Source organism: Bacillus cereus group sp. MYBK14-1 (assembly GCF_051916885.1).
Taxonomy (GTDB): Bacteria; Bacillota; Bacilli; order Bacillales; family Bacillaceae_G; genus Bacillus_A; species Bacillus_A cereus.
In genome coordinates this window covers 443,054-455,676 of record NZ_JBQAHM010000001.1, presented here as the reverse complement: position 1 = coordinate 455,676, position 12,623 = coordinate 443,054, and the positions used below count along the sequence as shown (strand labels likewise).

Below are 12,623 nucleotides of genomic sequence, written 5' to 3'. Positions count from 1 at the left end.
AAACAAGGAGGGGATAAAAATGGAGGTCTATCACATAACGAGTAGAAAGAGGGAAACTTATAACGTTCAAGTGAAATATTCGATACTTTTCGAATGTGCGCTTGGCATTGCAGCAATTACTCATAAGAGGTTAATTGATACACTTGAAAAGAGTCAAAATGAATGGGAAGAAATTAAGAAATCATTAACAGAAGAAATGAGAGAGCACTTACAATTTGTCGAAGAAAATAATACGTGGAAAGCATTGCTTCAGTTGTTGTATGAAGAAGACATACAGGATGTATCACAGTTTCATGTTAAAATCGATTCACTTTCAGAAGAAGATTTGAAGTATATATGTTTACCGTTTTTAGGGGAGAAATATGAGAAAAAAAGACGTTTAGCCGCAAGTAGAGATGGAACTGCAATACATGAACTAAAGGAATTAACACATGATCATCAGTTTTTCTCTACGTATATTCGCTTTATATGTGATGTAGATGTACAAGTGCTGAAATCTCATTTAATCGCTGTAATGACAGGTTGGTATGAGAGTGTAATTAAGAGTGAGGAAGAAGAAATACTTTCTATATTAAAACGAGATTATGAAGCAAAAAATGAAATGAATAAAAAGATGAAGCCGGAAGAGTTTGTCGAGTGGGCGACTGGTGGCGTGAACTATATGCCAGAGCCAAGTGTTCATCACGTACTTCTTATTCCGCAAATGACGTACAGACCGTGGAATATTGAAGCAGATATTGATGATACGAAAGTATTTCATTATCCAGTTGCGAATGAAAGCATTCATCCTGAAGATCCGTATGAACCGAATTATTTTTTAGTTCAAAAACATAAGGCTCTTGGGGATGAGGCGAGATTGCGAATTGTAAAAATGTTGTTTGAAAAAGAACGTACATTACAGGAAATAACGGAAAGATTGCAGCTTGGTAAATCGACAGTACACCATCATTTGAAATTGTTACGTGCAGCGAAGTTAGTTGATATACATGATGGAAAGTATGTATTAAGGAAGAAAGCAGTGCAGTCGTTAGCGAAAGAATTAGAAGCGTTTTTGAGTAGATAATATGCAACAAGAATGTACATAAAGGGAGGAATTTAAGAGAAAAGTTGGTGAGCTATAATGAAGAGTGTATTGAAAAATCGTTCGTTCTTTTTTATGTGGATTGGTAGTGCAATCTCTGAATTAGGAGGGGCTTTCGGAACGTTATGTAATTCAATTCTAGTATATGAGTTAACAGGATCAGAAATGGCTTTAAGTAGTATGTGGTTATTATATTTCATCCCATCACTCATATTACAATTAATAAGTGGCCCATTTATTGATAAATGGAGCCGGAAGTGGATTATGATATTTTCACAATGGATACGAGCGTCCGTATTTTTATTACCTTTGGTGATGCTAGTTTCGGGTAGTATAGAAGTTTGGCACATTTATGTTGTTCAAATTGTAGTGGGACTTATTACACCACTTTATACACCTGCAAGTCAAGCAATTACACCGAGCATTGTAGGGAAAGAACAACTTCAAGATGCAAATGCGTACATTGATGGAATGACTCGCCTTATGATGTTTCTTGCGCCAGTATTAGGCGGAGTAGTCATTCATTTGATTGGAACAGAACTTACATTATCTTTCGTATGCATATGTTTATTTGTTAGTGGCACTTTCTTATTTTATATAAAAGAAAATAGAACGTCGCAACCTATTCGGAAAACGTGGCTAGAACAGTTTTTTCACGGTTTTACATATTTTTTCACAAAACCAATCATCGTTTGGCTCGGTATATTTCTTACTTTCGTGCAGTTTGGAGTAGGGGTAACGATGGTCACAAATCTTCCTTATATAAAAGACGAGCTGTCAGCGGGATATGCAGAGTACGGTTATTTCATGGCAGGTTTTCCACTTGGCTACGTAATTGGCTCAGTATTAGTCGGAAAAGTAACATATAAAAGCCGGCGTATACTTATGCTTGGAGGATTGTTTATAGGGGGACTCACATACATTTCATTAGGATTCAATCATAGTATTATCATTGCAATAATAATTGAAGTAATAGCAGGGATTTGTATTGCATTTTTCAATGTTCATAACACGACAATATGCCAACAAACCGTCCCAAATAATATGATAGGACAAGTATTTTCAGTGCGTTTATTTTTTATACGATCCGCTATGCCATTAGGTGTGTTAGTAGGGGGGATATTGAGTGAAATGTGGGGAGTAAGAGCGCTATATGTAATCATCGGTGCAATTATATGTGTTACATCTTTAATAGGGATGTTACTTCCATATTTCAAATTTTTAGATGAGGCGATAGAAAAGAAATCAGCATAATTCAAAAAATTAAAACTTTACAATTGAAAATAATTATCATAATCAATTATAATAGAAGAATACTAGTATTCGTATAACAAAGAGGGAGTGGGATATATGTTTATCGAAACGAAAACATTTACAGTAAAAGAAGGTACATCAAATATAGTTGTAGAACGTTTCACTGGAGAAGGTATTATTGAAAAATTTGAAGGCTTCATCGATTTAAGTGTTCTCGTGAAAAAAGTAAGACGCGGCGACGAAGAAGTTGTCGTAATGATTCGCTGGGAATCTGAAGAAGCATGGAAAAACTGGGAAACAAGTGAAGAACACTTAGCTGGACATAGAGCGGGCCGTGGTAAACCAAAGCCAGATCATATTATTAATGTGGATCATGCAGTTTATTATGTGAAATCATCGAAATCGGCTTATCAACAGTCGTAATATATAAGTAGAGGATACATGTTGTAGAAGCAATCATGTATCCTCTTTTTTATGACTGGGGGGATGGGAATGATAGAAAAACTTGCATTCATTACATATGAACAACATAAAAAATTAGTGCAAACAATAGTAGCGGAAGTCTTATCTATGGAAAAGGTAAATGGATTCATGCTAATTGGATCTGTTGCAAGAGGCGATGCATATCCTGAATCTGATTTAGACTTCTATATTCTTTTAGAAGACGGACAAAAGAAGAAATTTCATTCTGAAATGAGAGAAGATATTTTAGTTGAATATAAGGGTGCAGATTTTAATCAAATTCAAGTAAACTTTAAAAACAATCCGATGGAACTATATTCATTTCTAGAAGGGAAAATTTTGTTTGATAAAAGCGGTGAGTTAAAAAAGTTAAAGGAAATAGCTACATATGAATTTGAAAACTATCGTGTTTCAAGCGACAAAATGAAGGGCATTTCTCATTGGTTGCATAGTTCGCTTATTAAAATTCAATCTGCTTTAAAAGCAAATGATGAGTTAAAAGCTTCATACTTAGTTCATACGTCAACTTGGACATTGTTAGAAGGGATATGGGCTATTAATAATAAGCCAGTACCGCCAGCGGGATCTGCTTTAAGGTATATTCAAACGTTGCCGAATAAGCCAATTCATTTAGATGAGTTACTTAATAAGCTATTTTTAGGCGATACAACAGAGCGCATCCCTTCAGCAATTTTCCTGGTTGAGTGGGTTCTACACAATCTGGAAAATAAATAATGAGACTATTTTATATAGGTACATTAATATTTCACGTCGAACAGTTTATATAATTGCAGTCATAAAAAACGTTCTAGGCTATGGAGAAAAGTATTAGACTTATAAAGCATAGTCTTAGATGGAACGCTTGAATATCTTGCCTTACATATTTAAGGGTTATGAAAATGAGTCTATATCCCTTCTTTTTAAAAGGAGATGAGTACATGAAGCTGAATCATTTAAATTTATGTGTTGATGACTTATCAGAAGCGAGACATTTCTTTGAAACATTTTTTGATTTTCAATTTTTAGAGCAAAAGGGAAAGGCATTATTAGTAATGAGTGATGAGAGTGGATTTATACTGGTGCTAAGCGACCCCAAAGCATTTAAGGGGAATAAGGAAGTGATGTATCCTGAAGCTTTTCATATTGGTTTTTTAGTGGATACTTCAAATGAAGTTGATCAAGCGTATAATCGTTTAGTAGCAGGCGGCATTGAAATAGATAAGGAACCTTATTCGATGCGAGGTAGTAGTTATGGTTTTTATTTTACAGTATTTAATGGCTTATTAATTGAAGTGTCTTGTCTTGATTATAGAGAAGGTAAGAAAGTTTCAAAGCTTAATAGCGATCAACAAGAGTAATTATTTGAAAATGTATAAAATTTAAGTATGTATCATATTAGAAGACGGATTATGAAAGTTTCACTGTAAAGTAAAAAAGACAGACTAATAAATAGTCTGTCTTTTCACATTAATTCTTCACATCATCATAAAGTTCAAGTGCCTCTTTCACATTCAATCCATTTTTCACAATGCCATGTATTGTTTGGATCATCGCAGCTGGGTGCTCGGATTGCCATATGTTTCGGCCCATGTCTACTCCAATTGCTCCTTCTTGCAATGCATTGTACGTAATGTTTAATGCGTCTTCAATTGAATCTAGTTTTGGGCCGCCCGCGATGACGACTGGGGCAGGGCATGTGCTCGTTATTTTTTCGAATCCTTCGCAGTAATACGTTTTAATAATATCAGCACCCATTTCAACACATACGCGGGAAGCAAGTGCTAGAAAGCGAGCTTCACGTTTTTGTAATTCCTTTGCGACTGCGGTAATGCCGAGTACTGGTAGGCCGTAATCATGAGCTTCAGAAACTACATTTGCGAGATTTGTAACAGTTTGTGTTTCATAGTCTGATCCGACAAAAACAGAAACGCCAACGCCAATTGCGTTTTGCTTCACTGCTTCTTTTACAGGTGTAACAATTGTTTCATTCGCTAAATCTTTACCGACGACAGTAGCGCCGCCAGATACACGCATAACCATCGGTGTGCTGCAGTTTTCAGGAATGCAGGAACTAAGTACACCGCGTGTTAAAAAGAGGGAGTCTGTATACGGAAGTAAGTTTTTAACTGTTTCAAGTGGTTGTTCTAGCCCGTGAATTGGCCCTAAAAAGTAGCCGTGATCTATTGCTAACATAACCGCTCTACCATCAGGTAAAATTGTATTTAATCGATTTTTAAATCCCCAAGTCATTCAAAATCACTCCTTCGTTAATGTTGGATTTTCCGTTTGTACCGTATCTTTATTTGGTAAATGTGGTGACTTTATAAAAACAGCTTTAAAAGGTTTGTCAGAATGGTTAATCAGATAGTGAGATTCATGAGGGCGAACTTGCAGGACATCACCTTGTTTAATCGGAACTCTTTCGTTATTTACATAGAAATCTATTTCACCTTCTAATGCATAAAAGACCTCTTCGCACGTCGTATGATAATGGTTTTGAAACTCCTGGCCCGGTTGAATGACAACAAGGCCAAGATCAATATTTGGCCCTTGTATTAAATATTTCGGCCCGTTATCACCGAAGCGATAGGAGAAGTCATTTTCATTCGCTTTTAACATACAGTTCACTCCTTTATGTAATGTGTTACAGTGCACCAGGTGCAATCCACATATGTGTTGTAAGTCCTTTATCAGCTAAAGCGAGCTGACTGCTATATACGGTTTTCCATGTTTCATAGAATTCTTTGTATAGCTCGTGATTTTCAGTGATTGGTTCAAATGTATTTTCCCACTGTACAAATTGTTCGGCAGTCTCTTCCATAGATGAATATATGCCAGCGCCAACTCCAGCAGCAATTGCAGTTCCTAAAGCAGCTGCTTCTTTCACAACTGGTACTTTTACAGGAATGCCGAGTACGTCTGATAGAATTTGTGGCCATAGTTTCCCTTTAGCGGCACCGCCAGCAAAAATGACTTCAGAAGGGAATGTACCAGTAAGATTTTCAATTAGTTTTAAGTTTCCAAGTGTAACGAAGGCCGCATTTTCTTCAATAGCACGGAACATTTCCTTTTTTCCGCATTTGTCAGCGTCTAAACTTAAATTTAAGAATGAAGGTGCGGCATGACGCCAAGAAATGTAGTTCATAACGTTTGAAAAAGTAGGGATAATACCATATGAACCGACAGGTACGTCTTTCGCTTGTTCTTCTAGTAATTCATAAGCATCTACACCGAGTTTATCAGCAAGTTTCTTTTCTTCTTGGCAAAAAGCGTCTCGAAACCAGCGCATAACGAGACCTGGGAAAAAGGCGATTGTTTCATATTGCCATAGGTTCGGAACGACGTGACAATTTACTCGAATCGCAGCATGTGGATCTGTTATTGGCTCAGTAACATTCACTTCTTGTTGCCAAAAGCTACCCCCGCATATTAACGTTTGATTCGGTTTCACGATTCCTGTTCCGAGCGATGCCATTTGAGCATCTCCACCCCCGGCGACGACAGGAATCCCTTCACGTAATCCAGTTAATGCTGCACACTCTTTTGTAACGTTGCCAATTACTGTACCAGCTTCATTTACTGTTGGTGAAAATGGCAAAGATAGACCGCACTCCTTAGCGACATCGTTATCCCACACTCTATTTTGTAAGTCAAAAATACCTGACGTGCATCCGTTTGAGGGATCAATTTGTAGTACGCCGCTTAGTTTATATAAAATCCAATCGTTTAACATTGTAAAAGAGTAAATATTATTATAGACGTCGGGTTCATGTTTTTTTATCCAGAGTAGGCGTGGTAAAGCACCTAATGAAAAAGTTTGACCAGACTTTGTATATAAATCTTTTTCAAGATGTGACCGAATTTCTTTTAATTCACTAACTTCGACGGATGCGCGCCCATCAACATTTGCACACGCCCATATTTCTTGCCCATCTTGATCATATAAAACAAATCCTTCTCGCATACTTGTAGCGCTAATAGCAAGAATAGAAGAGGCAGGAGTGTTGCTTTTTTGAAGCACCTCTTTCGTACATTCTTGTACTAGCTTCCAATTTTCTACTACATCAAAGTTCATAGAGCCTGGATAACGAAGGTCAGATTTGTGAATCCATTCTTTTTGACTTACTGCAATTTGATTACCATGTAAATCAAAAAGAACTGCTCGAATGCTCCCTGTACCAGCATCGAAAGCTAATAAATGGGACATTAACAATCACCATCCTTTCGTAATAAGGAGAGGGCAGTTTCCTCATCGGTAATTAATGAATGAATAAACTTTCCTTTTAAGGCACCATAAATTGCATCTATCTTTTCAGTACCTCCAGCAACACCGACGACATGCTTCATATTGCGCAAAATAGAGAGGGGCGTGCCAATTAGACGATTGTGATGCGAGAGTTCTAATAAATCGCCATTTGTATTATAAAACTGTCCTAAAATATCGCCAGCACCGTTTTGACTACGAATATATGTCATCTCACGTAGTGTTAATTTTTCTTCTTTTACAATCGTAGCGTCTTGAGATAATCCCCCAATACCGACAACAGCCGTATGAGCAAGTGAAGCGACTTGAAGCATATCTTTTACACTCGGTTCTGATAGAATACTTTGTGCCATTTCGGTTGTAGACGCTAGAAACGGCGTAGGGATAATGTGAAGTTCGCCTTGCATGTAGTGTAAATAGTTTTGTTTTCTCGGGAGATAGTGATTTACCCCGCCTGTGAGCGTTACGATTGAAAGGTTGATAGAACTTTCAAAATGAATGTTTTCTAGCATTTTGCTAATTGTTTCTCCCCAGCCAATACCGAGTAAATCGCCTTGCTGGAGATGAGTTTCTAAATATTGTGCAGCAGCTTTTCCGAGAGAAGCGTGATAATTGTTTACTGGGGTAGGGATAATAAAAGCATCTTTTAAGTGGAATTTTTTCATTAGGTCACGCTCAATACTTAAACAGTGCAAACCAGTCCCTTTTACGTGAAATGTAACGATACCTTCACTCCGCGCTTTATCTAATAACCGGACGACTTTATTTCTTGAAATATGAAGAAGTGACGCGATCTCCTGTTGTGTTAATTGGTCTTTATAATAGTACCAAGCTACTTTAGTTAATAAATTTTCTTCAAAGTTCAGCTGAGTCATACTCTTCATCCCTTTCAACAATTGACCACAGCTTAAACATATGTACCATATATTTTGTTTATTCCAGTTGAAACGATTAATAGTACGTAGAAAAAAGTGTTCTAGATATAAAAAAAGGAATATACAATGCTACAAAACAAGTAGAACAAATAATCATTTTCTCAAAAAATGTTCTGGATAAAGGCAGGTGACATCATGTGGAGAACGTACCTTTATTACAAGTAAAGAAAATGAGTAAGGCGTTTTTAAATCAACTTGTATTAAAAGAAGTGAACTTACAAGTAGAGCGCGGAGATATATACGCTTTAGTGGGGGGAAATGGCGCCGGGAAATCAACATTAATGAAAATATTAACGGGGTTATATTCGTATGATGATGGAGAGATGTATGTAAAAGGAAGGAAGCAACAGTTTTCAAATCCATCAGAAGCACACCGAAAAGGTATTTATTTAATACCGCAAGAACCACTCATTTTTCCGCATATGACTATTGAAGAAAATATATGTATCGGGTTAAAAGAAAAGAAAAAGAAACTAAAAGTACAGATTCAGCAATTGATTAGCAGCTTAGGATGGGATATTGACCTTAATAAACTAGGAGGAACATTATCGATTGCGCAACAACAGTTAGTAGAAATCGTTAGAGGATTAATAAGAGAAGCTGAGATTCTTATTCTAGATGAGCCAACATCGACATTAACAACACACGAAATTAAGAGTCTTTTTGTGTTGATGAAAAGTTTACAAGAAAAAGGAATTGGGATGATTTATATTACGCATCGTTTTCCAGAAATCTTTGAAATTGCCAACAAAGTAGCAATACTACGTGATGGAATGGTTGTAAGCCAAGGTGATGTATGTGACTATACATATGACATGCTGATGGAGGGACTATTGCCAAAAGGATATAAACAGAAAGAGAAAATAGAAGTAGTTCAAGAGACAGTAAAGACGAAAAAAATATTAGAAGTGGTTGATATAAATGGTCACGCATTCGAAAATATATCATTCACTGTACATGCGGGTGAGGTTGTAGGTGTTGCTGGCATTATAGGATCTGGCAGAACGGAATTAGCAGAAGCGATATTTGGATTGAAAACTATAAAATCAGGGTCTATCTTATTGGGTGGAAAATCAATTGATACGTGTTCTTTGCATAAAAGGCTAGACGAAGGACTAGTTTATGTGCCAGAGGATAGGGCGAGGAATGGAATTTTCTCAATTGCTTCTGTTAAAGAAAATATTGCAGCAGCAAGTTTATATCAAAATAATCGCTTTTTTATAAATCAAGAAAAAGAAAGCGCTTTAGTTAATTCGTTTATAGAACAGTTCCGAATTGTTGTACAGAATATGAATAAAGAACTGGCATCTTTATCAGGAGGTAATCAGCAGAAGGTCGTGCTTGCGAAGTATCTTGCATGTAATCCTAAAATTATTATTCTTGATGAGCCGACTCGCGGAATTGATGCGAAAGCAAGGCTTGAAGTGTATGAGACGATAAAAAAAATGAAAAGGGAAGGACTCGCAATTTTATTAATCTCTTCAGATGTTGAAGAAATTGTCCAATTAGTAAACCGTGTATATGTAATGAGAAATGGGCGATTTGTTTCTCATATGGAAAAAGAACAACTGAGTGTGAATGAAGTTACACGCCTTGCATACGGAGGTGTAGCGGAATGAAACATATGTTAAAAATGCATGAAACGTCTATCATACTGTTACTACTAATTTATATAGCTATTGTAGGAATGATAAACCCTAGTTTTATTCAATTTAACTCGTTATCTTTACTGATGAAATCAAGCGTTATTTTAGTCGTGCTAGCAATCGGTCAATCGTTCGTCTTATTTACGAAAAATATAGATGTATCAGTTGGTTCAAGCATGGGGCTAAGTGCAGCAGTTTGCGGAATGATGTTAACGAATGGGTATAGTGCATTCTTGTCGATATTTGTAGCTATTATACTTGGAGCCATTATCGGTTTCGTAAATGGTATTGGAGTTGCGAAGTTTCGGGTACCAGCCATTATTATGACATTAGGCATGTTAGGAATTATTAGAGGTACAATGTTAATTTTCACAGGCGGGAAGTGGATTGAAGATATTCCAAACGATTTTAAGCAGCTGTCATCTATCATCATTCTTGGTTTACCTATAACTGTATGGTTCGTTCTTATTATTTTACTACTACTATACTTCTTTTTAAGAAAAGTGCCATTGGGAAGATACTTTTATGCGGTAGGTGATAATGAAGATGGCGCGAGGCTTATTGGTATACCTGTAAATAAAGTGAAGATATATGCGTTTATGATTTCAGGCATAAGCGCTGCGCTCGCTGGTTGCATATTTGTTATGAATATCGGTTTCGTGCCAAATCAAACAGGTACAGGATTAGAATTACAAGTAATCGCAGCCGCTGTACTAGGAGGAATTCATTTAAAAGGAGGAACAGGATCTTTATTTGGAGCTGCATTAGGAGCGTTATTTTTAGAAACAATAAGTAGCTCACTCGTCTTTTTAAAAATACCAGCATTTTGGAATAATGCTATTTCAGGTTTTTTATTATTACTTATCATCATATTAGATAGTGTTATGAAAAAGTGGAAGGCAGAAAGGAGGATGAATCTATGAAGTATGTATATAGATGGGAAGGGGTTCTAATTGTATTACTTCTTGTAGAATTCATCCTTTTTAGTTTAATAAATAGTGATTTCTTAAATATTAGTAATCTCCTTTTTAGTACAAATGATTTCCTATTTATCGCAATTGCGGCGATACCAATGACTTTTGTTATAGTAACAGGAGGAATTGATGTATCGATCGGCTCAATAATGGGGCTCACTTCAATCTTAATCGGTGTACTTTGGATGAACGGAATACCTATTTTGTTTGCTGTTATAATCGCCCTAATAATTAGTTGTTTAGCAGGCGCTTTAAACGGACTCATTATAAAAATGACGGATGTAGAACCACTCGTCGTTACACTCGGAACGATGTTTTTATACGGGGGAATTGCCCTCGTCATTTCAGGAGGGGCAGGTGCTTCTGGGTACGAAGGAATAAGCGGTTTACCTGACACATTTGTACAACTGGCAAACGGTAGTTTTATAGGAATACCGAATTTATTATGGCTACTGATCGTATTAACAGTTTTATGTACTGTATTATTTCACCGAACTATATACGGGCGCCATGTAAAATTAACAGGTGCGAACGAAAATACAGCAAAATACACCGGGATTAAAACGAAAAAAGTAGTCATTATTGCTTACATACTTTCAGGGTTAGGAGGTGGATTAGGAGGCGCTTTCTTAACTGCCTACTTCGGTTCCGCACGTGCTGATATGGGAAGTGAAACAATTTTACCAATCATTACAGCAGTCGTCTTAGGCGGTACACTTATTACAGGCGGAAAAGGAAGCATTATTGGTACTGTACTGGCGAGTATTTTCATTGGGCTCATGCAGTATGGCTTGCAAATGACGGGTTTAACAAATGAACAATCCAATGTAGTAATAGGTATTATCCTTATTCTTTCAGTTATTATGAGACATTTCAAATTACATCAATTCTTAGCGGAGAAAAGAAAGAATTTGCATAAGGGGGAAATGTCATGAAGAGAAAACTGGGGATTGTATTGATTGTATGTATTTGTTTAATCGGTTTAATTGCGTGTTCTAGCCAAACGGCAGATAAGAAAAAGGTTGATGATGTGAAATTTGCATTTATTCCGAAATTAACAGGAGTTGGTTTCTTCACATCGGGTGGTGAAGGGGCAAAAGAGATGGGAGATAAGTTAGGCGTGCAAGTGAAGTATGATGGACCGTCTGAAGCGAGTGTTTCAGGGCAAGTTAAATATATAAACAATTTCATTAATCAAAACTATGATGCGATTATGGTTTCATCTACGTCAGTGGATGGGTTATCGCAATCACTGCAACGTGCTAAGAAAAAAGGGATGACGGTGTTAACATGGGATTCTGATGTGAATCCGAAAGACCGTTCCTTTTATATCAGCCAAGGAACACCAGACCAACTTGCTAATTTATTAATAGAAATGACTTCAAAGCAAATTGGAGATAAAGGAAAAGTAGCCTTCTTTTATTCTAGCCCGACAGTAACGGATCAAAACCAATGGGTAACGAAAGCGAAAGAAATTATTAAAAAGAAATATCCGAACTGGGAAATTGTAACGACGCAGTACGGTGAAAATAATGCGCAAAAGTCTTTGTCAGTAGGAGAGAATATTTTAAAAACGTATCCTGATATTAATGCAGTCATTTGTCCAGATGCAACGGCACTTCCGGCAATGGCACAAGCAGCTGAAAATTTAAAAATGGATAAAAAGGTTGTCGTAACTGGCTTCTCTACACCAAACGTTATGCGTGATTACGTAAAACGAGGAACAGTAGCACAATTTGGTTTATGGGATGTAAAACAACAAGGTGCTCTCGCAACGTATGTAGCAAATGAAATTGTTGTAAAAGGGAAGAAGTTAAAAGTAGGGGATAGCTTCGAAGTAAAAGGAATTGGAAAAGTGAAGGTAGAGCCAAACTCCATTCAAGGATATGATTATGAGGCAGAAGGGAATGGAATTATCGTATTACCAGAACGAGTTGTATTTACGAAAGACAATATTGATAAGTATAATTTTTAGTAGACAAAAAAACGTCCGAATATATCGGACGT

The 12,623-nt window shown here is 36.7% G+C and carries 13 protein-coding genes; 9 read left to right on the top strand and 4 right to left on the bottom strand.

Annotated elements, in window-relative coordinates; all coding sequences use genetic code 11:
* The first annotated feature begins 19 nt into the window (after positions 1-19).
* The 5 genes from ACTFR3_RS02390 (at position 20) to ACTFR3_RS02370 (ending at position 4,155) form a co-directional block, all read left to right on the top strand.
* On the top strand, positions 20-1,063 hold the full coding sequence (locus tag ACTFR3_RS02390; protein ID WP_025687459.1) for an ArsR/SmtB family transcription factor: 1,044 nt from the start codon (positions 20-22) through the stop codon (positions 1,061-1,063).
* A gap of 57 nt (positions 1,064-1,120) precedes the next feature.
* Entirely contained in the window at positions 1,121-2,335 is a 1,215-nt protein-coding gene (locus ACTFR3_RS02385) for an MFS transporter (protein ID WP_065224541.1), read from the top strand.
* A 96-nt stretch (positions 2,336-2,431) separates the two neighbouring features.
* Positions 2,432-2,758, top strand: a complete 327-nt coding sequence (gene hmoA / locus ACTFR3_RS02380; RefSeq protein ID WP_000469498.1) for a heme-degrading monooxygenase HmoA — start codon at positions 2,432-2,434, stop codon at positions 2,756-2,758.
* Positions 2,759-2,827: 69 nt separating this feature from the next.
* Positions 2,828-3,532 carry a nucleotidyltransferase family protein gene (locus ACTFR3_RS02375; RefSeq protein WP_000570640.1) on the top strand — a complete coding sequence of 235 codons (705 nt, stop codon included), beginning with the start codon at positions 2,828-2,830 and terminating at the stop codon, positions 3,530-3,532.
* A gap of 203 nt (positions 3,533-3,735) precedes the next feature.
* On the top strand, positions 3,736-4,155 hold the full coding sequence (locus tag ACTFR3_RS02370; protein ID WP_000773073.1) for a VOC family protein: 420 nt from the start codon (positions 3,736-3,738) through the stop codon (positions 4,153-4,155).
* 109 nt (positions 4,156-4,264) lie between these two features.
* Here ACTFR3_RS02370 and lsrF read toward each other — a convergent pair whose 3' ends face one another.
* From lsrF to ACTFR3_RS02350, 4 genes are read right to left on the bottom strand one after another with little or no spacing between them, the layout of a single operon-like run.
* Positions 4,265-5,047: a 3-hydroxy-5-phosphonooxypentane-2,4-dione thiolase gene (gene lsrF, locus ACTFR3_RS02365; protein WP_440044123.1), complete on the bottom strand. Its 783-nt coding sequence runs from the start codon at positions 5,045-5,047 to the stop codon at positions 4,265-4,267.
* 6 nt (positions 5,048-5,053) lie between these two features.
* Entirely contained in the window at positions 5,054-5,416 is a 363-nt protein-coding gene (locus ACTFR3_RS02360) for a cupin domain-containing protein (RefSeq protein WP_000909986.1), read from the bottom strand.
* Positions 5,417-5,441: 25 nt separating this feature from the next.
* A complete protein-coding gene (gene lsrK, locus ACTFR3_RS02355) occupies positions 5,442-7,004 on the bottom strand; it encodes an autoinducer-2 kinase (RefSeq protein ID WP_000018816.1) in 1,563 nt (520 codons plus the stop codon).
* Positions 7,004-7,936 (bottom strand): sugar-binding transcriptional regulator, encoded by a 933-nt coding sequence (locus ACTFR3_RS02350; protein WP_000192709.1) that lies wholly within the window; start codon positions 7,934-7,936, stop codon positions 7,004-7,006. The genes lsrK and ACTFR3_RS02350 overlap by 1 nt, the downstream gene beginning before the upstream one ends.
* 197 nt (positions 7,937-8,133) lie before the next feature.
* Between ACTFR3_RS02350 and ACTFR3_RS02345 the strand changes: the two genes are divergently transcribed.
* The 4 genes from ACTFR3_RS02345 to lsrB are packed head-to-tail and all read left to right on the top strand — an operon-like array spanning position 8,134 to position 12,591.
* Positions 8,134-9,615, top strand: a complete 1,482-nt coding sequence (locus tag ACTFR3_RS02345; protein ID WP_000432617.1) for a sugar ABC transporter ATP-binding protein — start codon at positions 8,134-8,136, stop codon at positions 9,613-9,615.
* Positions 9,612-10,565, top strand: coding sequence for an ABC transporter permease subunit (locus ACTFR3_RS02340; protein ID WP_000682144.1), 954 nt, complete (start codon positions 9,612-9,614; stop codon positions 10,563-10,565). Before ACTFR3_RS02345 ends, ACTFR3_RS02340 begins: the two co-directional genes overlap by 4 nt.
* Positions 10,562-11,551 carry an ABC transporter permease gene (locus ACTFR3_RS02335; RefSeq protein WP_000878521.1) on the top strand — a complete coding sequence of 330 codons (990 nt, stop codon included), beginning with the start codon at positions 10,562-10,564 and terminating at the stop codon, positions 11,549-11,551. Before ACTFR3_RS02340 ends, ACTFR3_RS02335 begins: the two co-directional genes overlap by 4 nt.
* Positions 11,548-12,591: an autoinducer 2 ABC transporter substrate-binding protein LsrB gene (gene lsrB, locus ACTFR3_RS02330; RefSeq protein WP_000823660.1), complete on the top strand. Its 1,044-nt coding sequence runs from the start codon at positions 11,548-11,550 to the stop codon at positions 12,589-12,591. Before ACTFR3_RS02335 ends, lsrB begins: the two co-directional genes overlap by 4 nt.
* Positions 12,592-12,623 lie beyond the last annotated feature (32 nt).